The organism is Pelosinus sp. UFO1 (assembly GCF_000725345.1).
GTDB lineage: Bacteria > Bacillota > Negativicutes > DSM-13327 > DSM-13327 > Pelosinus.
Genome location: NZ_CP008852.1, coordinates 1,436,007 through 1,461,343, shown reverse-complemented (window position 1 = coordinate 1,461,343; position 25,337 = coordinate 1,436,007). Strand labels below are relative to the sequence as shown.

General features: G+C 37.7%; 22 protein-coding genes and 1 riboswitch. Of the genes, 1 reads left to right on the top strand and 21 read right to left on the bottom strand.

Annotation, left to right across the window (positions count from 1 at the left end):
- Positions 1 to 33 precede the first annotated feature (33 nt).
- The 16 genes from thiC to UFO1_RS06470 form a co-directional block, all read right to left on the bottom strand.
- Positions 34 to 1,332, bottom strand: a complete 1,299-nt coding sequence (gene thiC / locus UFO1_RS06545) for a phosphomethylpyrimidine synthase ThiC (RefSeq protein WP_038669348.1) — start codon at positions 1,330 to 1,332, stop codon at positions 34 to 36.
- Complete coding sequence (gene thiE, locus UFO1_RS06540) at positions 1,329 to 1,979, bottom strand: thiamine phosphate synthase (RefSeq protein WP_038669345.1); 651 nt, start codon at positions 1,977 to 1,979, stop codon at positions 1,329 to 1,331. The genes thiC and thiE overlap by 4 nt, the downstream gene beginning before the upstream one ends.
- Before the next feature lie 34 nt (positions 1,980 to 2,013).
- Positions 2,014 to 2,640, bottom strand: coding sequence for a sulfur carrier protein ThiS adenylyltransferase ThiF (gene thiF / locus UFO1_RS06535; RefSeq protein WP_038669342.1), 627 nt, complete (start codon positions 2,638 to 2,640; stop codon positions 2,014 to 2,016).
- Positions 2,637 to 3,740, bottom strand: a complete 1,104-nt coding sequence (thiH, locus tag UFO1_RS06530) for a 2-iminoacetate synthase ThiH (RefSeq protein ID WP_038669340.1) — start codon at positions 3,738 to 3,740, stop codon at positions 2,637 to 2,639. Before thiH ends, thiF begins: the two co-directional genes overlap by 4 nt.
- Before the next feature lie 10 nt (positions 3,741 to 3,750).
- Positions 3,751 to 4,521 carry a thiazole synthase gene (locus UFO1_RS06525; protein WP_038669338.1) on the bottom strand — a complete coding sequence of 257 codons (771 nt, stop codon included), beginning with the start codon at positions 4,519 to 4,521 and terminating at the stop codon, positions 3,751 to 3,753.
- 4 nt (positions 4,522 to 4,525) lie between these two features.
- The gene (gene thiS / locus UFO1_RS06520) at positions 4,526 to 4,735 is read right to left on the bottom strand and encodes a sulfur carrier protein ThiS (protein WP_236639345.1); all 210 of its coding nucleotides are present in this window, start codon (positions 4,733 to 4,735) and stop codon (positions 4,526 to 4,528) included.
- Between the two features lie 126 nt (positions 4,736 to 4,861).
- A riboswitch (TPP riboswitch) is annotated at positions 4,862 to 4,964 on the bottom strand.
- A 49-nt stretch (positions 4,965 to 5,013) separates the two neighbouring features.
- Positions 5,014 to 5,715 carry a purine-nucleoside phosphorylase gene (gene deoD, locus UFO1_RS06515; RefSeq protein ID WP_038669335.1) on the bottom strand — a complete coding sequence of 234 codons (702 nt, stop codon included), beginning with the start codon at positions 5,713 to 5,715 and terminating at the stop codon, positions 5,014 to 5,016.
- A gap of 57 nt (positions 5,716 to 5,772) precedes the next feature.
- Entirely contained in the window at positions 5,773 to 7,299 is a 1,527-nt protein-coding gene (locus UFO1_RS06510; RefSeq protein ID WP_038669332.1) for a DUF3369 domain-containing protein, read from the bottom strand.
- Positions 7,300 to 7,317: 18 nt separating this feature from the next.
- Positions 7,318 to 9,399 carry a sensor histidine kinase gene (locus UFO1_RS06505; protein WP_038674970.1) on the bottom strand — a complete coding sequence of 694 codons (2,082 nt, stop codon included), beginning with the start codon at positions 9,397 to 9,399 and terminating at the stop codon, positions 7,318 to 7,320.
- Between the two features lie 255 nt (positions 9,400 to 9,654).
- A complete protein-coding gene (locus tag UFO1_RS24015; RefSeq protein ID WP_051788850.1) occupies positions 9,655 to 10,995 on the bottom strand; it encodes an S-layer homology domain-containing protein in 1,341 nt (446 codons plus the stop codon).
- Between the two features lie 563 nt (positions 10,996 to 11,558).
- Positions 11,559 to 12,650 (bottom strand): DUF871 domain-containing protein, encoded by a 1,092-nt coding sequence (locus UFO1_RS06495; protein WP_038669328.1) that lies wholly within the window; start codon positions 12,648 to 12,650, stop codon positions 11,559 to 11,561.
- Between the two features lie 80 nt (positions 12,651 to 12,730).
- The gene (locus tag UFO1_RS06490; RefSeq protein WP_038669326.1) at positions 12,731 to 13,027 is read right to left on the bottom strand and encodes a PTS lactose/cellobiose transporter subunit IIA; all 297 of its coding nucleotides are present in this window, start codon (positions 13,025 to 13,027) and stop codon (positions 12,731 to 12,733) included.
- Between the two features lie 8 nt (positions 13,028 to 13,035).
- Entirely contained in the window at positions 13,036 to 14,352 is a 1,317-nt protein-coding gene (locus tag UFO1_RS06485) for a PTS sugar transporter subunit IIC (protein WP_038669324.1), read from the bottom strand.
- Positions 14,353 to 14,417: 65 nt separating this feature from the next.
- Positions 14,418 to 14,723, bottom strand: a complete 306-nt coding sequence (locus tag UFO1_RS06480) for a PTS sugar transporter subunit IIB (RefSeq protein WP_038669321.1) — start codon at positions 14,721 to 14,723, stop codon at positions 14,418 to 14,420.
- A 297-nt stretch (positions 14,724 to 15,020) separates the two neighbouring features.
- Positions 15,021 to 17,714 carry a sigma 54-interacting transcriptional regulator gene (locus UFO1_RS06475; RefSeq protein WP_038669318.1) on the bottom strand — a complete coding sequence of 898 codons (2,694 nt, stop codon included), beginning with the start codon at positions 17,712 to 17,714 and terminating at the stop codon, positions 15,021 to 15,023.
- 164 nt (positions 17,715 to 17,878) lie between these two features.
- On the bottom strand, positions 17,879 to 18,925 hold the full coding sequence (locus tag UFO1_RS06470) for an AI-2E family transporter (RefSeq protein ID WP_038669316.1): 1,047 nt from the start codon (positions 18,923 to 18,925) through the stop codon (positions 17,879 to 17,881).
- Positions 18,926 to 19,370: 445 nt separating this feature from the next.
- Here UFO1_RS06470 and UFO1_RS06465 point away from each other — a divergent pair, with 445 nt between their 5' ends.
- Positions 19,371 to 19,673, top strand: coding sequence for a hypothetical protein (locus tag UFO1_RS06465; protein ID WP_038669313.1), 303 nt, complete (start codon positions 19,371 to 19,373; stop codon positions 19,671 to 19,673).
- Between the two features lie 109 nt (positions 19,674 to 19,782).
- Here the strand turns inward: UFO1_RS06465 and guaA are convergent, their stop codons facing one another.
- From guaA to mqnE, 5 genes are read right to left on the bottom strand one after another with little or no spacing between them, the layout of a single operon-like run.
- The gene (gene guaA / locus UFO1_RS06460; RefSeq protein WP_038669310.1) at positions 19,783 to 21,324 is read right to left on the bottom strand and encodes a glutamine-hydrolyzing GMP synthase; all 1,542 of its coding nucleotides are present in this window, start codon (positions 21,322 to 21,324) and stop codon (positions 19,783 to 19,785) included.
- A 55-nt stretch (positions 21,325 to 21,379) separates the two neighbouring features.
- Entirely contained in the window at positions 21,380 to 22,201 is an 822-nt protein-coding gene (locus tag UFO1_RS06455; protein ID WP_038669307.1) for an MTAP family purine nucleoside phosphorylase, read from the bottom strand.
- A 41-nt stretch (positions 22,202 to 22,242) separates the two neighbouring features.
- The gene (gene mqnC / locus UFO1_RS06450; protein WP_038669304.1) at positions 22,243 to 23,277 is read right to left on the bottom strand and encodes a cyclic dehypoxanthinyl futalosine synthase; all 1,035 of its coding nucleotides are present in this window, start codon (positions 23,275 to 23,277) and stop codon (positions 22,243 to 22,245) included.
- Positions 23,274 to 24,113 (bottom strand): menaquinone biosynthetic enzyme MqnA/MqnD family protein, encoded by an 840-nt coding sequence (locus tag UFO1_RS06445; protein ID WP_038669301.1) that lies wholly within the window; start codon positions 24,111 to 24,113, stop codon positions 23,274 to 23,276. The genes mqnC and UFO1_RS06445 overlap by 4 nt, the downstream gene beginning before the upstream one ends.
- Positions 24,106 to 25,209, bottom strand: a complete 1,104-nt coding sequence (mqnE, locus tag UFO1_RS06440; protein WP_038669298.1) for an aminofutalosine synthase MqnE — start codon at positions 25,207 to 25,209, stop codon at positions 24,106 to 24,108. Before mqnE ends, UFO1_RS06445 begins: the two co-directional genes overlap by 8 nt.
- Positions 25,210 to 25,337 lie beyond the last annotated feature (128 nt).

Sequence of the window (25,337 nt, the reverse complement as noted above, 5' to 3'; positions counted from 1 at the left end):
CGAATGATTCGTGAAGACCCTCCTTTTGCCCGTTTAGATGTCTACTTCTTCTCCATTTAATATTTTTTTCATAGTTTTCATGGCGCACATTTTGCCACACATGGTGCAGGTATCACTGTGTTCAGGTAATGACTCTTTACGATATCTTCCTGATTTTTCTGGATCAATGGATAGTTCAATCATTTTATCAAAATCAATATCGGCACGAGCTTGGCTCATCTGATTATCCCAATCTTTAGCCCCTGATACTCCTTTGGCAATATCAGCAGCATGAGCAGCGATTCTAGCGGCAACAATACCTTCCTTCATATCTTCCATCGTTGGCAGACGTAAATGTTCTGCTGGCGTTACATAGCATAGAAAATCGGCTCCAGCGGCAGCGGCGATCGCTCCCCCAATCGCACTGGTAATATGGTCATAGCCAGGTGCAACGTCTGTAACGAGGGGTCCCAAGACGTAAAAAGGCGCACCATGGCACAACTTCTTCTGCAACATTACATTACCTGTAATCTGATTCAACGGCATATGACCAGGACCTTCAACAATCACTTGCACATTTTTTGCCCAAGCCCTTTTTGTTAATTCTCCTAATACAATCAATTCTTGAATTTGCGCTGCATCGGTCGCATCATTTATGCAACCTGGTCTACAGGCATCTCCCAAACTAATAGTGACGTCATATTTAGCACAAATATCTAACACTCGGTCATAGTGTTCGTAGAAAGGATTTTCTTGATTGTTAAGTTCCATCCAAGCAAAAAGCAACGACCCACCTCTAGATACAATATTAGTTAACCTTTTCTCTAACTTAACCTTACCTGCTGTTTCTCGATTGAGTCCAGCATGGATAGTCATAAAATCTACACCGTCTTCTGCATGTCTCTCAACAACGGATAAGAATTCCTCTGCTGTAATATTTTTTAATTCCTTATCTAAAAAGCCAACAGCATCATACATAGGAACCGTACCAATCATCGCAGGTGAAAACTCGATTAATCTGCGACGAAATTCCCTGGTTTTACCAAAACAACTTAAATCCATAATGGCATCAGCCTTTAGTTCGATGGCTTTCTTTACTTTGCAGATTTCTTGCTCAATATCACAGCAATCCTCTGATACACCTAAGTTGACATTAATTTTTGTACTAAGGCCTTCCCCAACACCTGCCGCTTGCAAAGATGTATGATTTTTGTTAGCTGGTATAGCAATCTTTCCTTGCGCCACTAAATCCATGAGTTTTTTTACATCCATGTTTTCCTTAGCAGCTACTAAGTTCATTTCTTTTGTTACAATTCCTTTTTTTGCTGCATCCATCTGTGTCGTATATGTCATTGTATATTCTCTCCCATACTTTTTATTATTGTTCTAACCTTATGAATCTTATCGCCCATATCATGAGCTTTCGTTATTTCTGTAACCATAGCAATACATTTTGCTCCCGTTTTAACAACCTCTGCTACGTTACTTTCTGTTATCCCCCCAATAGCAACAAAGGGAATGGGTATATTCTTAACTACATAATCTAAGTATTCTAGTCCAACTGGCTGGCATACATTCTTTTTTGTGGAAGTTTTAAAAATTGGCCCTACCCCAATATAGTCGGCGCCTGAAGCAACAGCCTCTTGGGCTTGCTGGGGCGAATGAGTTGATATACCAATCATCATATCACCCACCAATTCTCTCACTGCCTCAAGAGGAAAATCATCTTGTCCAATATGTACTCCGTCAGCTTGCACCATCATTGCCAAATCAATATCATCATTAACAATAAAAAATACGCCCGCTTCTTTTGTTAACCTTCGAATGATTTTACACTCTTGATATTTCAATTTCATACTTTTATCTTTTTCGCGGTATTGAATGACTTTAATACCAGCATCAATCCATTGTTTTACTACTTCAATATTGCTTCGACCTAAGGAAAAGTCTTCCGCTGTAATACAGTATAAATCATTGGGTAAGGAATAATTCCTATCCATACAATCACCCCACCTTTCCTCTATCGTTTTGACATTAGAGGTTATTTAACACAAATTGTAAAATAAGATTTGCCTGTTTTGCTGCCGCAATACTAACTCTAGGAGCACAAGGCGGCAACTCCTTGCCAACAGCAGAGGATAAATCACCGACAACATATAAATTTTCTCTAATCTTATGAGTTTTTATTTCATCACTATCAGCATAGCCGGCGATACCAGAAGCAGACACAATAAACTTTTCAGACTGTAGGTATTCTTCTACAATCATTTTCTTATAGTTTGCTTGATCAAAGGCTTCAACAATAATATGGCAATCCTTAAACATGGCAGCAACATTGTGTTCCTCGATTCGTTCCTGCAAGATTTGGACTTGTATAGCAGGATTAATTGCCAGTAAGTTCTCCCTTAAGGTCGTTACCTTAGATTTACCAATTTGATTGTAAAAATAAAACTGCCTATTAAGATTAGAAGACTCAATTGTATCAAAGTCTACAATTACAAAATTGCTAAAACCACTGCGCACTAAATTCACTGCGCAGTTGGAACCTAGTCCCCCAGCTCCTCCAATACCTACCGTAATTTGTTGGATCTTTTCTAAATTGTTCTCTCCTAGAGCCATACCTAATGCTTTTTCAAATAAATTTCTATATTTTACTGTCATATAGCTTGCCAATCCTTAAATACAGGTTGATAACCTAATTGCAGAATGGCCTTAGACATCTCCTTCACACTCCGTGTATCAGAAACGGCAAATTGTCCTGCGTTTTCCTGAACCTCAATATGTCCCCCTACTGCAGTATTGACTCCTGCAGACATTTTCGTAATCCCTAATTTAATAGCGTAGTTCCGAAATTCTGCACTTTCTCTAGTCGATAAAGGCATCCCCGCCCTAGGCATAAATAATCGAAAAGCGGTCATAAATTGAACCATATTCTTATCGTTCACGCTGCTTCCCGTTTCGCAAGCCCCCATAGTAGGACGTATCCGAGGTAGTGATATACTGACCTCTACATCTGGATATTTATTTTGCAAGTAGTTAGCATGCAAGCCCGTAAAGAATCCATCTCTTCGCCAATCATCAAGCCCGAGCAAAGCTCCAATATTTACAGAGCGCAAACCAGCCTGACAAGCCCTCTCTGGTGCATCAAGGCGGAAGTGATAATCCTTCTTAGGCCCTTTCACATGGAGTTTGTCATAGATGATTGGATTGTAGGTTTCCTGATACATTGTCATGCTCTCTACGCCAGCTTCTCCAAGTTTGGCGTACTCCTCTTTTGTTAAGGCATAGACCTCAATCGCAATGGAGGAAAAGTAGTTTTTTAAGATCTGAACACAATCTTCCATATAAGAGACGCCAGCTCTTACTGGAGCATCTCCTGTTAGAATTAAAATATGTTGGATGCCGGAAGCCGCAATATTTTTGGCTTCTTTTTCTACTTCTTCCATGGTCAATTGCTTACGGGTAAACGTATTGGTTATATTAAAACCACAATAGGTGCATTGATTTGTACAGTAATCAGATAAATACATAGGTGTGTACAATAAAATGACACGCCCGAAATTTTGTACGGTCAACTGATTTGCCTTTTGGGCCATTGATTCTAAATGTTCTTCCGCTTTAGGAGATAATAATGCTAAAAAATCCTTTGCTGTTAACCGCTCTTTCCCAAGAATCTTTACAACATCTTCAGAGGTTGTATTTTGGAATACTTCTTCTATATTGCCTTTAGCATATTGCCAATACTCATCATAAAAGCTCATAGTTTCCTCCTCAATTATGTAAAAATCCAGTCAAAGGAGATGAAGAACTTGCCCACTTATGAGAACGCCCAAGACCCGCTAAATACGCTTTACGCCCGGCAATTACAGCCATACCAAATGCCTCAGCCATTAAGGCAGGATCGTCTGCGCTAGCAATTGCAGTATTTAATAAACAAGCTGCTGCCCCCATTTCCATCGCCTCGCAAGCGTCGGAAGGTTTGCCAATCCCTGCATCAACAATCACTGGTAAAGATATTTCCTCAATCATTATTTTTAATAATTCTTTGGTTTTTAAACCTCGATTACTGCCAATGGGGGCACCTAATGGCATAACTGCTGCTGCACCAACTTCAACTAGTTTTTTTGCTACCATTAAATCTGGACTGATATAAGGTAATACTACAAACCCTTCCTTAGCTAATATTTCCGTTGCTTTAATTGTCTCATAGCCGTCTGGCAACAAGTATTTATTATCCGAAATGACCTCAATCTTAATCCAATTGCCACACCCTGCGGCCTTGGCTAACCGAGCAATTCGTATTGCCTCCTGTGCATTTCGCGCCCCAGAAGTATTCGGCAAGAGTTGCATACTGGAGGGAATATGGTCCATCACATTCCCAGTAGGAGAATTAAAATCGATTCTTCGAAGCGCCACGGTAATAACTTGTGATCCTGATTTTTTTATAATTTCAGGAATCATAGTGTCTGCAGAATATTTACCTGTACCAATAAATAGACGACTAGCTAAGCTTTTCCCACCAATCATTAATGAATCACTCATCAAATCAGCCTCCGCCAACAAAATTTAGCACTTCTAAACAATCTTTATCTTGCAAAGTAATCATTGCCCATTCCTCTTTCTTTACTATATTACCTTGATATTCCACAATAATGGTGTCGAGATTCAAACCCTTACTAAGTAAAAACGTAAATAAATTCATCTCCTTCGCTAATTTTTCAAGGTTTCCGTTTAGCATAACCTCCAACTTTTTCACCTCACCTCTTTAATGCATTTTAAGAATGAAATAGTATAGCTAGCGATCGTAGAGAAATATTTGAAACATGTAATGGCAAATAAAAAAAGCCTATCCAAAGAGGATAAGCTTTTATAAATAACATACACAAATATAAAATAGCTTCCCTACGATGGTACTAACCACATCAGGTTCAAAGGGTCAGGAATCGAAATTCCCTCTCAGCCATAAGGCTCCCCCAGCATCATATGTAATTTCCTACAGTATATTATAGACCTTCATAAAGTGCAATGCTTTTTTTACTCTACCATTTCTAAAGCAATTTTCATCATTTGCGTAAAAGTCGTCTGGCGTTCTGCAGCAGAAGTAGCTTCACCTGTAACTAAGCTATCACTCACTGTCACAATGGTTAACGCTTTTACACCATGTTTTGCAGCCAAAGTATATAATCCTGCAGTTTCCATCTCGACCGCCAATACACCAAATTTGGTCCAACGCTTCCAATCCTCATAATCATCATGATAAAAGGTATCCGTTGTAAACACATTTCCGACTTTAGCTTCAATCCCTAACCGCTGTGCTACATCATATGCCTTTTTTAATAATTCAAAATTTGCTGTAGGAGCAAAGGTCATACCCTCAAACCGTTGTAGATTAATATTAGAATCATGAGAAGCTGACATAGCTAGAACAATGTCCTTAATTTTTACATTTTCCTGTAATGATCCACAAGTACCAATCCGAATAATATTTTTCACATTATAGCTCGCCATTAACTCATGGGCATAAATAGATATAGAAGGAATCCCCATTCCCGAACCTTGTACAGAAACTCTTTTGCCCTGGTAATATCCTGTGTACCCGTACATACCGCGCACTTCATTATAACAAACAGCATTTTCCAAAAAGTTCTCCGCTATAAACTTGGCCCTAAGTGGATCACCAGGCATTAATACCGTACTAGCGATATCGCCTTCTTTTGCATCAATATGTAAACTCATTTTTCTACCTCCATCCTATTCTAACCATATTATACAATCCCCAGAAGTACGCCGCAATTATTCATCTGCATACTTTTCTCTCACCTTAATGATTTCATCCAAATTAGCAAAAAACAAATCAACTAATACAGGATCAAATTGCCCTCCCCTAGCTTCTTTGAAATAGGTCAAAATTTCATTTAATGGCCAGGCTTCTTTATATACTCTTTTGCAGCTTAGTGCATCAAATACATCGGCAATGGCGGCGATTCTAGCATAAATATGAATTTCTTCCCCTTTTAGCCCACTGGAATATCCCTTGCCATCATATCGTTCATGGTGTTGCTGCGCAATAATAGCTGCTGCTTTTAACATCGTTAAATGAGATCCCTTTAACATATCATAGCCAATATTAGCGTGAAGTTTGACAACTTCAAACTCAGTTAGTGTTAATTTCCCTGGTTTATTTAATATCTCGTCAGGTATCCCTAGTTTACCTATATCATGCATAGGAGTCGCCAAATGAATGAGATCCACTTCATCATCTGGTAATCCATATTTTTCAGCCAGCAAACGAGCGTATTCAGCAACACGCCTTACATGATTGCCTGTTTCTTTTGATCGTGTTTCTGCCACTTCGGCCAAACGAAAGAAAACCTCTCGTTGTGTATTATACATTTCTAAATGCAATTTAAGATTTTCAAAGGCAGAAGAAACATTTAAACAAAAAACATCTAATAAACGCCTATCTAACTCACTAAGTCTTTGTCCACCTTCCATATAAATTAGGTACACATAATCGTCTGCACTTTGCCAGTATAAGATAAAGTAATCCTCAAAAAATATACTTTGTTTTGCCATAAGAACGTAATCAAGTTTATTTTTCACGTCAATCGAAATATCTTCGTAGGTTTCACTATCAAAGGTACCTGTAGCTGCTAAAACTTTTATTTCTCCGTCCTTCTTTCGCGTAGCGGCAAAACTCGATACCTTGACATACAAGCTATTCTTATTAAGTCCAAGCATTGCGATGAGTTGCATTAGTACGCCAGCGGCAAAGTTTTGCATGGATTGCATACGAAAAATCTCAGGTGAAGACTTGATAATTTTTTCTAACCCTTGTTTATTCATGGCAATTGTCAATAAATCTCGATGAGAACGTAACGCAGAGATTAAGGTAGTTATCAGCTTTTGGGCTGTTAATTCCGTTTTTTCTTTATAATCATTAATGTCGTATTCTACAATAATCTGGGCTTCTGGCGCTTCCCCCGGCTGGCCCGTACGCAATACAATCCGTACCAACTTATTTTCCATAACTTCTCGAATGTATTTTACCAATTCTAACCCGGCATCAGCTCTCTCCATGACAACATCTAATAAAATAAGAGCAATATCCCCATGTTCCTCTAGTACCGTCTTAGCTTCACTAGCAGAATAAACACTAAGAAGCTCAATCTTTTTACCTTCAAATACAAAGTTATTTAATACTAACTTGGTAACAATATGTACTTCTTCTTCATCATCAACGATCAAAACTTTTATCTGTCCTGCTGCCTTAGTATCACGTACATCCGTCTCTTCTACAAATAACAATTCATCATCCATGATTCTTTCTCCTTTATCTTAAGTACGTTCTGGAAGTTTTATTGTGAAAACCGTACCGTTTCCCAGCTGACTAGCACACTCAACGGTTCCTTTCATTTTAAAAACCACCAGATTATATACAATATGCATACCAAGACCAGTACCACCAGTACCCCGCCGAGTTGTAAAAAATGGCTCAAATATCTTCTTTTGTACCTCTGCCTCCATACCTTTTCCATCATCTGCATAAATCAAGGTAATAATCCCAGCTTCATAAGAAATAGTAATGGAAATCGTGCCTGATTCTTCTGGATCATAAGCATGCAATATGGAATTATTCAGCATGTTTGATATAATTTGCCAAAAGGCTCCGGGATACCAATAAACATTAATGCCCTCAGGACAAGTTACGTTTATCTTGTGCTGAGTCTTTTTTAATTGAGGATTTAGGCTTATCAATACATCCTGTATGTATTCTTTTAAATCAAAATTCCGTCGTTCTTCAACTAATTGGTCAACTGCAACTTTTTTAAAACTACGAATCAACTCTGCAGCACGATCTAGATTAGTAGTAATAATTTTACTTACTTTATTACAAGACTCTAAATAGGTTTCTAAATCGGATCGTTTCATTTGACCACCCAAGAATTTTTGATTGAATTCTCCTGTCAACATTGTCAAATGCGAAATTGCCGTAATACTATTTCCTATCGGTGTATTTATTTCATGGGCTATACCTGCTACTAACTCACCTAATAAGGCCATTTTCTCTGACTCTACCAAGTGACGACGAGCCTGATGCAAATCTTCCAAGGTCTGCCGCAAGGTAGAATTCGTATCCTGCAATGCCCTAGTTCGCTCAGATACTTGATTCTCTAAGGCCCTATTGAGCTGACGGATCTCTTCCTCAACCTTCCTACGGCGGTTTATATTAATAGCTAATACTGTTACTAAAAACAGTAATACTACAAATAGTACCATCAAGAACCAAACTAAGGATTTATACGTCTCATAGAAGGTAACTGGCTTATTCACAATAACGCTACCTGCTGGTAATTGCTCTTCCTTGATACCAGCCTTGCGTAGTGCATTAAAGCCAAACATGTACTGCTTTGTACTTTCTGTTACCACAGGCATGTCAGCTAATTTTGCACCTTCAAAGACAATCTTTCGGGCCATCTGGCCCGCAGTTTTCCCTTGATTATACCCGCTGGTTATCATCCCGCCTAACATACCATCTTGTAAGTAGAAGTCCCAAAAACAATATACAGGCACCCTACTTTTTGCACCAATTAAACTACCACTTTCCTCATAACTAAAGATAGTATCGTTCTTATCCACATTAAAAGTCATAAGTAATACGATTGTGTCATCTGAAAGGGCAGCTACTTGCTCTAGAACTTCTGACATCGCCATCTTTTCTAAGAATACAAATTGTACCTTTTCCTTAAAAACAGGCATACTCTTTTCTAGTAATTGTTTATTGGCTTTACCAACTGCAGTTTCATCATTAATAACAACAATCTTTTTCACTTGAGGCTGTAGGGCTAAAGCAACATCAATAGTGTCCTTTATATCAACGTCCTCAATGACTCCCGTTACCCATTCCTTGTCTTTTATATCTGCTTCATTAAAATAATTAACACCACAGAAAATAATAGGAGTGAGAGGAAAAAGGGTTTGCTGGTATGTTCGTGCAAAGTCATAAGCTGCATCATCCGTAACAATCACAGCATCAAATTTCTTCCCTTTATATTTTTGTTCATAAAACTTATATAAGTTACTTAGATAATCAGGAGTAATATTGTATTTCGTATCCATATAGTCAAAAGAAAGTATCGCTTGTTTTTCCTGTTGAAAAACCGACTTAATCCCCTCTTCTTCTAATTTCACCCAGGGCATTTCAGAGTCATAGGAATGAAGAACCAATATCTTTTTCCGGTCATTGTGAAAAGACTCTATATTTTCATTAGCAGCAGAATGTAGAATATTAGCTTCTTTATGCCTCAGCCAAGGAATGTCTACTGCTAATTCGTGCTTGATTAGAAAAATAAAAGTTCCACCCAATAAAAACGTAATAATCAGCACAGTTAGTAAACTCAAAGACACTGCATATTTCACAGCATTTCCCTCCTGCGTATCAAACGTTTTAACCTGTAATACAACTTTCGCCATTATTCATCCATAACCTTCCTATTTTATTGCAAAGTAGTCAAAAGTTGTCACCTTAACCTCTTGTCTAAACTCATTCATTTTGCTGCAAAACCGTACTATCATTAAGCTCAGGCTAATTTTTCGTGAGTAATGTGTAAAAAAAATAAGACTTACAACCTAGTATCTAGGCTATAAGTCTTCAGACTCAGGAAATCTATATATTTAGAAGCTTACTTGTACGCTAAATCCATATTTTTTAGCAGACATGTCACCATCAATCGTTTTGTAATCGCCATAGAATGTTTCTAGATACGTATTCGGTGCAATTGTACGACCTACAATTGCGCGGTAGCCCTTTAGCCCCCTTATGTACTGGTCACCCCACCATCCTGTATGAATACAATTTTCTATAGGAGTATCGAAGGCAGGACCTTGTTTCTCATATCTTAGGGTAACATCAGTACCACCAATGTTTTTATAAAGGTTTACCTTTTCCAATTTTCCATCTTTCCCGTCTGCCGCACGAGTATTATTCGCATAACCAAACATAAAGGCAGGACCGTTCTTAAAGTTATATCCAAAAGTACCACCAATAATATTACCCTTATCTGCTCCGCCAACAACATGACCCGTTAAATAACGGGCGGATAAGTCTACGTCGCCAGCTTTTGTAGAAAGAGTTGCAGCATTAACAATAGTATCGGGGTTAACCGATGAACGACCTGTTGCACCATAAAAACTAGTAATATTACTAAGTTTAGTATCTACCGTAATACCATTTAGATAATCATCATGCAGAAAACCATCCCACATAATTATTTTACCAGCAGTAAACTTGGTAGACGGTGAAGTATTATAGCTAAGCCAAGCCTGACGTGTTTCCACTGTACCACGATTATCTTTATCGGAAGTAGTACGGCGAGCACCATCAAGACCAGTATATGTTCTAATTTGATAATAACCATACAATTTATCACTTATTTGTTTTTCAGCTGCCAAGCGCATTTCTAAGTTATATTCATGCAATGGGGTCTGTCCCTTATTTGATACGTCACCTTTCTTGTGAATGAGTGTTGCTGGTCCCGTTGTCCCAGTCGCTGGATCAAATACGCCAGGTGCCCATACGTCTTTGTCATAAAATGTTTTAGCATCTCCAGCATGACCATATGTATTTTCAGTTTGGGCCCAGCCACTGATTTTCCAATCGCTTATGCCGGCAGTTTTCTTTTCCACATTACTAACACGAACACCCATACTTTGTAATTCATCTTTATATTCAACAGCCAATTTTTCAATAATCGCTTTATGCTCAGCATTGGCCTTATCACTTCTATACATAGCTTTACCTACGATTTGCGCCATTTCGTAACGAGTCATCGTCCTGCTGCCTTGAAAGTTGCTATCATCCATACCATCAATAATGCCTGCTTGCTTTAAGCTCTTTACAGCATCATATGCCCAGTCATTAGGAGAAACATCAGCAAAGGGATTACTAGCTGCAAGAGCAGTTCCTGAACCTAATACAAAAGCGGTAACCACAGTGGCGATCATTTTTTTGTTCATCTTTTTACGCTCCTTAGAATCTTATTTTTGGTTTATTTGAGTGCACTTAAGATGAATTACTATCTAAGTCTCCATGTTCCCTTAAATATTTCCTTCAAACGAGCACTCATTGTTAACACTTACTTGGGGATTTTGGGCTTGTACCTATCACATCTCCTTTCCCCCTATCTCTCCCCATCTTCAGCGATAGCAACAATCTACTACTTACCCTTTAGAAATTCTAACTATTTACACTTAGCTATAATGCAATATGCATGCCAAGCTTATATAAAAATAATTAAAAAAGATAAGGCCTGCCAACCATTGAATTATTGGGACATACGATACCTTAAACGCCATTAAAAGGTTTAAAAGCAGTGTGTATTTGTAACTACACACTGCTTTTAAACCTTTTTATATCGTGTATTCTCTACACACTACCAGTTTTGCTGAGTTAAAATAGTTCTACGCGTTACACAGGCCATCCAATTTCCTTTACTGTGAGGATGCAACACCATTTATCTAATGACCAATCCAGCGAATAAGTACGACTAAAAAAGGACACCTATAATAGGTGCCCTTTACTATTTATTTAGATCAGTAAATTTAAATTTCATCCAAGGTTCCAGATAGTCTAATAGGAATATTTCTTCTTCAACGATTCTACCTACTACATTTGTTTTCCCGCTATTTTTCATGTCTTTTAAGGCAATTTGTAACTCACCTGCATACCTAGAATATAGAGAAGATTCGATTAAAACATCACCTTTTCTTATATCTGGGGTATTAAATGGTGGAAAATTATGATCTTTGTACTTCACTCTAGATTGTGTTGATCTAGCAACATACTCTGACACGTCTCCTCGATTGAAGTGAAATTCTTCTAGGACAATCTTCTTTTCTAACTCAGGAATATTATTTGCAAATACAACCGTAAATTCTAGCATATATTTGTCAATTTCACTTAAACATTTTAATTCTCCTTCGGAAGCAAAAGCATTGGCGATAATGACATCATCAATTACATTTGTAGCAAACAAGTGCTTGGTTTGCACATCAATCGATAAATCCCTATGCATCTCTAAGGTGCATAGCCCTTCTGTTACCGGCCAGGGACCGAACATAGCAGATTTGGAGTTTACAAAAGCTGCTGTTCTAATCCCTAAATCTTTGAATTGTTTGCTGCATTTAATGAAATGGTTATATCCCAATCCAGTATAAACATGAGGGTAGAAATTGTGACACCCTAAAATATTTTCTACATTAGGATGATAAGAAATAATATTATCTACATACTTAGTACCATTACTAACATTTAACTCTATTTTTAATCCATAAGGATTTAAAGTCATATATGCTTCTTCTATACCGCTAAAACCTAAATCTAAACGTATCCCATCAAGACCTAATTCCTTAAAGAATGATAGATCTTGGTACGATACTCCGTACTTTGTAAAGATTACTGGCGCAACATCAGCAATCACTTCCATACTATTTTGCTTTGCACAGGCAGTTATTATCTTAAAATCATTTATCGCTTGCTCAATATCTTGATCTACAGATAGTAGACAAGTAAAGATTCTTTTAAACCCATATTGGGAAGCAAGCTCAATATATGCTATATTTTCTGCCACGCTCGTATGATTTGGATACAAGGATATTCCCAATTGCCGCATAGTATAATCCCCCCTTAATTCTATAAAGCTATAGCCTAATAGAAAATATTACTTTCCTATTAGGCTATAGTACGTTAGCATTACAACCTTGAATAAACCTCAATGATTTCATTGGCAAGATCTTTTACCGTCATTGCTGTCATTAGATGATCTTGTGCATGTATCAAGAGTAATGAAATTTCTGTTTTCCCTCCTCCGGCTTCTGCATGAATTAGCTTGGTTTGTTCTTTGTGGGCACAGCCTAGTTTATCTTTTGACTGCTCCATCAATTCTCTTGCTTTATCAAACTCTCCGTTTTTAGCACATTGTATAGCTTCCATTGCAAAGCTTCTAGCGTCGCCGCTTTGTATTATGATATTTAGTATTATGGTCTCCATAGCTTAACTTATACTCCTTCGCTTCTGACATTAGTACCTTTTATGCTCCCAGTTTTGGCTGCAAGATCGGATTTATTTTCATGCCTTTCACCTAATATAATAAAAGGTATATATAGTACTACACCAATTACTAAATTCACTAATGACAGTAGAGCACCCATCACGGAACCCGTCACCAAGAATCCACCAATTACCGGAGGAGTGGTCCAAGGCATCATGGCAATGGTTTTAGGAACTAAACCAGAAGCAATCGCCATGTAGGTTACGATTGTTAATACAATCGGGGTTAAGACAAAAGGAATTAAATATAAGGGATTTAATACAATTGGCAGCCCAAACATCATCGGTTCATTAATATTAAACAAAGCTGGACCTGCTGCTAGTTTAGCCATACTCTGATTACTCTTTCTTTTGCCAGCGATAAACAAGGCCGCTAATAAACTGATCGTTGTTCCAGCTCCCCCCATCCACACAAAGGCATCAAAGAAAGGCATGGTTACAATATTGGGAATAGCTGTACCTGCTTGTAGAGCCGCAATATTATCATTGATAGCTGGTAAATATACAGCATTCAACAATGGTCCTAAAATATTGGTACCGTGTAAACCAAAGAACCATAAAATATGTACCAAGAAAGCAACTAATATGGCAGAACCTAAATGATCGGCTAAACCTGCAATAGGGGCTTGTATCGCATTAAATATCGCTTGGTGAATATTAGGTATATCTAAGGTATTCGTTATGCATTTTAGAACGCCAAATAGGGTTAGCACTACAATCGATGGTATTAACGCCGCAAAGGATTTAGCAACGGCTGGAGGCACGCCCTCGGGCATTTTAATTAGCAGCCTTGGATTCCCCATAAGTTTAACAAATATTTCTGTCGATATGAGCGCTACAAACAGAGCTACAAATAAGCCTTGGGCACCTAGAAAACCAAAAGGAATGGCCCAATCTTTTTCCGATCCACTATAAAGCATAATCAACGAACCGAAAGAAACTAATGCCGCAGCTAATCCATCTGCATTATAGGATCTTGCCAAGCTGAAACTTGTACTAAAGACTGTAATCAAAGCCATAATAGCAAAAGTACCTGTCCATAAGTTAGCACCAAAAGATTTCCATGACTTTCCGAAGATATTAATCATTACATCCTGGTAGGCAGGAATCGGAAAACTATTAATTAAAACCGCTAAAGCACCAACCAGTACTAAGGGCATAATTGCTACAAAGCCATCACGAACAGCTACCAAATGTCTCTGTGAGCCTATCCGGCCAGCAAACGGAACAAAATATTTCTCAAGAAATTCAATAACAGATCCCATCTTATTTTACCGCCTTCCTTACGTAAAATTATAAATACTCTATCAATCGCTTAACAGCTCAAATTCTAACCAATTAGTTCAATGGCTTGTTTTAATACATTCTCTCCATTCATAGTACCGTAATCAACACTATTAATTACAGCTACATGAATTCCTTTTGGCTCTAAAGAAACTTTCATCTTACTTAATAAAAATCTTACTTGTGGGCCCAATAATACAACATCTACTTTGTCACTATGATCACTCAACTCAGCCTCAGCCACTGCATGAATGTCAGCCTCAATTTCTTGCTCAGAAGCAGCGATCCTCATTTTGCTAACTAATAAACTTGTTGACATACCTGCTGAGCAAACCAATAAAATCCTCTTCACTAACAGTCCCCCTTTCTTATTGCTATAGACTATGGGCTACATCTTCGCATAAGATATGTGCCTTAATTAATACTGAAGTTCTCACGAGCTCCATAGTTAGTCCTATAGCTTTCTCCTTACACTATTGTTTATTGCAAGTTGCATGCCAATATTGACTTATCAAGAGTTCAAGCCTTATTTTTGCTTTTCCCCTTCTTTATTAGGACTTTGAAAGGTTATTTTATTACTATATACGAAAAAATAGTGTGCAGTTTTCCTACACACTATTTTAAAATTCTATTACACAGTATAGTAAACTTACACACTTACGCTATTTTCGATAACCATACGAGCAATGTATGCCAATTCATCTTGCACTATCTGTATTTGATAATTATTTTCCAATGGTTTTAAAGCCTGACTAATCAATATAAATTCTCTTTGATGCAGACTGCGATAACTACTTACATCTTGAAATACAATTGCTCTATTACCAGACTTTAATTTATCAACCATGAAACTGATATGCAGCACAATACCTACAGTAACATCTTGGGGAATAACGACATATAAACTCTGCTCAATATCTCGAATGATTTTTCGTATATCTGACACAAGTTCCTCAGCAGAAACAGATTTAATGTGACTCTTAAGGGAGTTTTTAATTTTTATATAATCCTGCTCCCTACTAATTAAAGATTCTATTTTTTCCATACCATCTCCTGATAGAATGTCAGATGCAGAAAAGGAAGGTATATTTTCAATAACTATATTGATCGTACCAACAACTGCTAATATTTGATATTCTTTATTCAGCATTTGTATTTTTCCCAAAAAGTCATTATAATCTAAAATCTTAAGAGCCATGATATGTAATACCGATTTATGCCCTAAGTGGTTTTGGATTATTTCTTTTAATCCTTCTGCAGCTCCTTCCCCTGTAAAGCAAGCAGTAATGATTAAGAATTTCTTATAATTTCTTTTTTCATAATTAGTTTGTATTCTATATCTGCCCATTTCCTGACAGGATTGGTAGACTGAGTCCAAATCACTCCCAATGACAGCCTTTCTACAAGCCTCAATTACGATAGGGGTACTAATCATATCTATACCTCTTACTTTTATCCCCGTTTCTTCCGTAAGCATATCGGCAAAATTAGTAAGAGAACCCATATCAACCAGCAATAAAATACCCTTGCCTTTATCCATTTCAATGATCTTCTTCTTAGCCTCTTCATACATTTTTTCTACTTTCATACTTAACGCCATATCGAGTCCTTGGACAAATTCAGCTCCGATTAAGCTATTGGCTACTTGACACATGCTACTAGCCGTAGCATGTCCATGCATAATGACCAATACCCCTACTTTGCTACAATCTTCTATGTAACTTTCACATAAATCTGAGGCTAAGAACATGGTGATGTAGCCAATTTCATCTAGCGGTATTTCAATTTCTAAATGGGTATCAATCATTTTTGCAATTTCAATTGCAACTAAAAATTCATCCGCATATTGAGTTCGAATAAAATCCAATTTAGGATGATAAATTTTATTACCATGCCGAATTCGCTCAACACTTTTATTTAAATGAAGAGCCAACCCATAGTAAACTTTCTCGTCAAATTCTTTGTTTAGTTTTGTTTGGGCAAAATTAAGGATTTTCTCTACTATATCCACAATTCCAATAGCAACTACTTTAGCAATTTCTTCTTTACGAAATTTCTCTGGCAAATCACTTATATACTTTTTAAAATAACTTTCAATATCTATATTTAATATCTCATTAATTTCATTTTCTGTTAGCCCTTGTTTCTTTAACTTTTTTAGCTTTTCTTCAATGATATCGTAAAAGTACTCACCATTTTTATTTGCTTCTGTTTCATCCATATTGGCTGCACGCCATTGATCATTATGAGAAAAAACTAGGATTTCTTCCTTCTTTTTAAAAAATTTATTAATTTCACCCCTATATTCTTGCATCTTCATGAAGCCACATTTAACTCGATGGTGCAGCTCAGCCTGCTCAATTAGAATATAGTCACGACTTTGGGCTTTAAAATTTAAAAACGCCTTTGCACAGGATAATTGAATATCACTTTTTAACTGTCCGGTATTATTAGGACAATCATATAATAAAAAAGATAGCAGCGCATTTTTGTTGATATAAATATCTTTACCTAACCTTTTTGCTTCACTTTTAATAAATTCTTCTACTAAATAATAACGTTCTTTCAAGCTACGTTCTTGTAAAGAAGGCAAGGTTATCGTCATGGGTATCCTACGCGTAAAGGTTTTTAGTAAATGGGAATGAGTATCCTCTGTGGTAGCAGCAATAATCTGCACTTCTACATATACTACCTTCTCAGTATCTCCTAAAGGACGGAAATATCCTTTATCAATATAGGTAAATAACATCTCTTGACCTTGAGGTGATAAACGATGTATTTCATCAAAGAAAAAAATACCTTTATCCGCTTTTCTAAGCAATCCCTCTCTATCGCAATCTGCTCCGCTGTAGGCCCCTTTCTTTACACCAAAGATTTGTGCCATTACCAACTGAGGATTGTCCGCATAATCAGCACAATTGAAACGAACAAAAGGTGCATTTTCATTTATTACTTGAGATTCTTTTGCGAATTGATACATCAGTTCTGCAAACATGGATTTTCCTACACCTGTTTCACCTAAAATCAAAGTATGGAGACCTCTAGGGGGATAAAGAATAGCTGCCTTCGCCTGCTGAATCGGTAACTGTAAACTTAAGCTTGCCCCAATCATTCCATCTAAACTATTCATTATTGCCGGCTTTAGATTTTTTCTTATGGAACGATATAATACAGGTCTACCATCATTTTTTTCAATTTGCTTCTCATCACATAACTGATTCAAATAACGACTAACATTGGCTCTATCCAACTTTAAGTAACTACTCAGCATAGCCGTAGTCACCCCATTCTCAGGAGTTTCTAATTCAACTAATGCTTTATATACAGCATCGATCTTTCCCATTCACGCCCCCCCTCTCAAGTTACAAACTTTTTACAATCCGCACCAATATTACAGCCTTGTAGAAAATTCGCCACCAAGTACATCCATTCCTCCCAAAAATTATAATATTTAGAATAATTGAAAAACACAGACAAATCGTTGATTTGTCTGTGTTTTTCAATCACTCATGAAGTGCTATTCGATTTACCAAGCAAGTGTAGTAACCATACTCTACCTACAGCGACAGTCGGTACAGCAAATAACATACCAGTAATCCCAAAAAGATGTCCAAAGAGCAAAATGGTAACCATAATAAATATGGGATGAATCTTGATGGCTTTGCCAACTACCTTAGGATATATAATATTGTGATTTACCTTTAGCAAAATAATATAAAACAATAGCACTTTAAAGGCCAGTATTGGCGAATAAGATAAAGCAACTAAAGTTCCTGGGACAGTTGCTACTACCGAGCCAATTACAGGAACGAATTCCGATAAGGCAGAAACCATAGCAAGTACGTGGGCATAAGGCAGACCTAAAATATACATTGCTACAAAAACAACACTACCAGAAACGATGGAAATTAGCATTTGTCCCCTAATATACCCCCCCAGTACAATACTTACATCACCAAAAAAAGCTGCAAATTTTTTCACTTGCTGAGGAGGAAAAAAATCAGCGATGGAAGACGAAATTTTCCGTCCGTCTTTTAATAAGTAAAAAGTTAAAAAAGGTACAGCAATCATTTCCGCAACCCCTGAAAAGGTACGTATTAAGGGAATAACCGATTCCTTTACTATATCCACAGCAAAAACTACGGCATCCCGCAACACCTGGTTTCCATATTCAGTAAACTCAGGAGGCAACAAATTGACTACGATGGATGAATCGAAGTGAATAATAAAAGCTGGAAACTCTCGGATAAAGCCTGCCAAATCAGGCAGTATCGTACGAAAAATCATACTCACGAGTACTGCTAATATACCAAAAAAGCCAATAAGAACTAATAGAACTGCCAACCCGTGAGGGATAGAACGTGAAACTCTCTTGACAATAGGATCAAGTAAAATAAATAGCAGTGCCGTTATAAATAATAGAATAAGCAATGATTTCGCATATATATATAATACAGAGATTAGGCTAATAAATACCAAGAAAAAAATAAAAATAGCATCCTTCCACAAACTCTCCCTCTGGGATTGAACCACTTTATTACTATCACGTATCACCCTTGTTCCCCCTATCTGTTGTTCAACTCTTACTTGCCTTTACTACTATAAATACATTATATCTTATTCTTTGTGTTTTTTAACCCTTTCTTACTCCCAGTTTGCTGTTATCCCTTTATGCTTTTTTTAGTACGACCATATTCCAATTTATGTCCTTTTGTAGAGGTACATCCAGTAATCATTCCTAAAAGACAATCAGGCGCATGATAATAACAACTTTTTTCAGTTAAATACATAGCTATTTAATAATCTTTCTTATTGCTATCTATTTTACCATATTTCATATGAATATATATTAGAGAGAAACTTACTACATCCTATATTGCTTTGTAATAAGGTATCCTAGATACTCATTTACATGTTTTTATTAATTTACATATCACGTAAACCATTGCATTCGAATAGTCTATATAGGAATCATTTTAAAAAAGGAGTGCGTAAATGTATGAGTGGAAATCAGATTAGTTTTGGAGCTGTCACTATTTTAGTGAATGTCGGCAGCACTGTGCCCTTGTCTCTAACTGGAGTAATAGAGAAAATAACAACACTTAAGCTTTGTGGTCGAAAGCACGATGATATCATCCCTATCGGAGGGAAAATTACAGAAGAAGAAGAATATCTTATTGTCGAGGTCACGGGAGCAGTACTTCCACCAGGGTTCCCACTTACGATAGCCCAACTTACAACTTCAGATGTAGCAATTAATCAAGACTCCGTTATAATGATTCTACCTGTAGAAGTCATATAATTCTAAAACCAGTACCGGCGCATTACAAAACTTAAAATTCCGCTAGAAAAGCCAGCATCCCTAAAGGATAGCTGGCCTTTCACTGTTTAACCTAGAATGTATCCCACCATTACTCCCACTCAATAGTGGAAGGTGGTTTTGATGTGATATCATACACAATACGATTGACACCTTTTACTTCGTTTACAATACGGCGTGAAATTGAATCCAATACTTCATAAGGCATTCTGACCCAATCTGCTGTCATACCATCTTCGCTAGATACTATCCGCAATCCTACTGTATAAGCATAGGTACGTTCATCACCCATTACACCGACACTCTTCATAGCAGGCAACACAGCAAAGGATTGCCATACCTTGCGATAAAGATCCGCATTTTTAATTTCTTCCTGAACAATAGCATCTGCTTCCCGCAGGATTTCTAAACGTTCTTCTGTGATTTCACCAATAATACGAATGGCAAGTCCAGGTCCTGGGAAAGGCTGACGCCATACGATCTCTTCTGGTAAATTTAATTCTCTAGCCAATGCCCGTACTTCATCTTTAAACAAATCACGTAATGGCTCGACTAAAGCAAACTTCATATCTTCTGGCAGACCACCCACATTATGATGACTCTTAATAACAGCAGCTGTATCCGTGCCACTTTCAATAACATCAGGGTACAAAGTTCCTTGTACTAAGAAGTCTATTTCTCCTAATTTATTCGCTTCCGTCTCAAAGACACGAATGAATTCATCGCCAATAATTTTACGTTTTTCTTCTGGTTCTACAACTCCAGCAATACGATTCATAAAACGCTCTGGGACATTGGCATATACTAGATTCATGTTGAACCCTTCACGGAAGGTTTTAACAACCTGTTCTGACTCGTTTTTACGCATAAAGCCATGATTAACGTATACACAAGTTAATTGATCACCAACAGCTCTATGAACTAACACTGCCGCTACGGAAGAATCAATACCGCCGCTTAAGGCACAAAGTACACGTTTGTTGCCTACTTGTTTGCGTATTGATGCAATAGCATGGTCTACAAAAGAACCCATATTCCAATCACCACGACATTGGCAAATGTCAAATAAGAAGTTCCTCAGCATTTTCATACCTTCTGGCGTATGTACGACTTCTGGATGGAATTGTACGCCATAAATTTTACGTTCTGCATTAGCCATCCCTGCTACTGGGGTATTTGCAGTATGGGCTGTAACAGTAAAATTCGTAGGAGGAGTTTCTATATAATCACCATGACTCATCCAAACTTGAGTTTCCGAACCTAGTTCTGAAAATACATCCGTATTCTTATCAATAACCAAGTGAGTATTACCATATTCACGAGAATTGGAATGAGCTACAACGCCACCTAACGTATGGGCTGTTAATTGCATCCCATAGCAAATTCCAAATACAGGGGTGCCTAGTTCAAAAACTTGTGGATCGCATTTCGGTGCTTGATCTGCATATACACTAGACGGGCCACCTGAGAATACAATACCAATTGGATTCATGGCTTTTATTTTTTCAATTGATGTCTTAAAAGACACAATTTCACAGTACACTCCACACTCACGAATACGTCTGGCAATCAACTGACTATATTGACCACCAAAGTCCATAATTAGAATTAATTGATTTTCCTTATTTTGCATAGTAAAAAATATTCCTCCTACGTTTAGATATTAAATCAAAATATAGCACATAATGCTACTTATTGTAAATGCCTTTCAGCAAAGTTTCTTTTCTTAAATCACGACAACTACATTTTCCCTCTGCTGATAAATTGCGAATTGTCTCCAAAATAATCCGACTTACCATGGGCGCATCATCATAGAAGATGTCTTTTAAATCCTGATGAGACCATTCTTTTACTAGCCCTTCTCCATAGTTTACTACAAAGTAAAGCCCAGCATAACATGCCCCAATTTCCCTTGCTAAATACACTTCTGGACAAATACTTTGTCCAATAATATCTGCATGACCTTTCATCATCGCAACTTCTGCGGGGCTCTCAAAATGGCGTCCATCCGTATTGGCATAGATTCCTCTTGTAAAAATACGTCCATTATAATTTTTCCCAGTGGCTTTTACTAACGTACTACGCACTTCAGAACATAGGGCATCACGCATAATTAGCAAATATTTTCCATCTAGCTCTACGTCTTTGCGTACAGATAAATCAAGATAATCATCAGGAATTACAAAATCACGAGGATCTAACAAGTGATTCGCGGTTCCTACGCCACCTTCACTAATAATACGTTTTACACCTGCTTTACGAAAAACCCAAAAAATCTGACGTGATGCATCAGCCCTGCTTACCCCACTACGCCAGCCATGCATCTTACAAGTGAGTACTTGCTTATCATCTACACTGAACAACCTAAACACAGGGCTTAATCCATAGGGTGTAGCAAATTGTAAATCATCATCAATCAATATAACCCCAGGATCTTCAGCCCCCAAAGGAAAATTACTGGATAAGGTTCCTGAACCACCAATCACTGCATATTCAACGTGTAAATCCATCTTATCTAACCCATCCTTCTCATGTATTAGAGATTCACTCTCTACTCAAAAGTTTTAATTATATTATACTGGGTATCACGCTGCGCTGGTTTTTTACCTGTTTCGCGAATTAAACTGAGCATCTTGTCAATTGTCATTTGATGAGATGTACCTGCGGCTTTGACCACATTCTCCTCTAGCATTATGCTCCCTAAATCATTAGCACCAAAAGCCAATGTCAATTGTCCAATATTCTGTCCTTGCGTCACCCATGAACCCTGAATGTGTTTAATATTATGGAAATACAACCTGGCTATCGATAATGTTTTTAAATAGTCCCATGCAGAAATTTTTTCTCCGCCCATCTGTGTATTTCCCGGTTGAAAAGACCAAATGATAAAGGCACGAAATCCTCCCGTCTTTTCTTGAAGAGTACGTACTTTCTCCATATGTTCCATACGCTGGGCATACGTCTCACCCATACCAATTACCATAGTGGCTGTGGTCTCCAGGCCAACTTGGTGAGCTGCTTCCATCACCAGAAGCCAATCACTAGCACTAATCTTTTTAGGGCTCACCCTTTGGCGGACCTCGTCCACTAAAATTTCAGCGCCACCGCCAGGCAGAGAATCGAGACCTGCTGCCTTTAACTTTACCAGGGTCTCTGTGATGGAGATACCTTCTTTCTTGGCAATATGTAGAATCTCTGCTGGAGAAAAGGAATGAATGACAATGTCAAAGTTCTTTTTAATAAAGGTCAGCAAGTCGATATAATAATTTAATCCTAGAGCAGGATTAAGACCACCTTGCAACATTACCTGGGTTCCCCCTGCCTCGATGGTTTCTTTCAGTTTCTCAAAGATAATCTCCTTGGATAGGGTATACCCATCCGGATGCCCTTCTGTGCGAAAGAAAGCACAAAAACGACATTCACTGGTGCATACATTCGTGTAATTAATATTACGATCAATAACAAAGGTGACAAGATTATCTGGATGCATTTCTTGTCTCACTTTATTCGCAGCCTGACCCAGCTCTAACACATCTTTAGTAGACAACATCTCTAGGGCTTTTTCTGTTGTAAGCATTTTATTCATCGTATCACCTTCGCAAATTCAAGCTTTGGCACGATAGGGATCAACCCTAGACCATATGCCATTTTATAATAAGTTAATAATGCCTCCTCATGAGCAGGAGTAAATTGATAATTGAGAAGACCAATATAATGTATGAGTTGCGCCGCTGTCAAAGGAAATTTACCGCACAACGTATCCGCAGCATCTTTTATATGAGCTAATCCATAGGCAAACCCGCCTGTCACCTTTTCATATAACATTTGTACGGCCTTCGCCTGTAAGATGGAAAAATTTCGATTGACAACCCATACCGCATAGACCATAGCAAGTCCTGTTAACTTCCTCCACTCCGCTCCTAAATCATAGTAATAGTAGCTAGGCACACGATTATGATACGCTGTAAGAGCATCATCGCCAATAAATAAGACCGCCTGTGCCTGATCAAGTACTCCTTCAGTAAGTGATAATGGACTAATAAAATATTCTGGAGCAGCTTGATACCCATGATGCAGAATAATTTTTAGCAGACCATGGGAAGTAGCTGATTTTGCTGTCAAGGCAATACGAGCTTGACCTAGCTCTTCAATTGGAACCTTTGATACCAATACAATACTTTCTAATGCCCCATTGGCACTGATTGATACATCAGGCATCAGCACAAGATTTTCACTGTTTTGTGCATAAATAATAGATGACACTGGACTCACGGCTAATTTCCCAGTAATAACAGAGTTATTGAGTTCTGATGGGGTAGCTGACTGTATATGAACATGTTGCCCAAAGCCACCATGGTCTAATCCATAGTGAAGGGGTAAACAGTTAATAAAATTAATATTTCCTAAACTCGGTTCATGCATTTATTTTCACTCCACTCGATATTTTTAGTGGATGATAAAAAGTATCTCGTTCCACAGCAAGGTAACCCGTCTCCTCGACGAAATGAATGATTTCTTTTTTTGTAATGCCTGTTTTAGTTGTAGCACCTGCCGCGTGAATAATCCTTTCCTCTACCACTGTACCATCTAGATCATCTGCCCCAAAGGCTAGCGCTAATTGGGCAATAGGTAATGTTAACATCATCCAAAAGGCTTTTACATGATCAAAATTATCCAAAATAATTCTTGCAAGGGCAATCATTTTTAAATCTTCCCAAGAGGCTACTCGTTCTAACTCAGAAAGACCCGTGTTGGCAGGATGAAAAGGAAAGGCCACAAAAGCCTGGAACCCGCCTGTTTGATCCTGAATTTCTCGTAATGTAATGAGATGTTGTATACGTTGTTCTATGGTCTCAATATGCCCGTATAGCATGGTGGCATTTGTGGGCAGTCCTAAAGAATGGGCTGTAGTAATAACCTTTATCCATTCAGCCGTCGTAGCTTTATTAGGACATATCACCTTACGAACACTGTCATCTAAAATTTCCGCCCCACCCCCTGGCAAAGAATCTAAACCTGCAGCTTTTAATTGTTCCAACACAATCTTAATACTTAACTTAGAAATATTGGAAAAATGTACAATTTCTACAGGAGTAAAGGCCTTTAAATGAACCTGAGGTGCGGTAGCCTTTACTGCGGCGACAATTTCAAGATAATAGGAAAAAGGCTTGTCTGGATGTAGTGCGCTTACCATATGTATTTCACTAAGGTCAGGGGTATCTTCTACTGTTTGACGTACAATCCGGATTACCTCTGCTTTTTCCATAACATAAGCCCTCTCCTCTTCCGCTTTGCAGCCAAAGGCACATAAAGGGCAGCCTGATACACAAATATTAGTTAAATTAATATGTCGGTTCACATTATAATACACATAATTACCTGATTTACGCTCTTTGACACTGCGTGCCAGACTAGCCAGCTTTAGAATATCATTATCCTGATATAAGGCTAAGGCTTCCGTAAAATGCAAGCGTTCACCGCTGCTTACCTTTTTTACGGCTTTATCTATCAAATTCATTTTTTGACACCTCATCATCATATGATGTAGTTTATCATACTACTTTGTCAAGTTATGCAACTTATTATTCTTCGCGGTATTATTACCGTTTCCCTGCCCAATCAGAAAAAAAATAAGACTGCTATAAA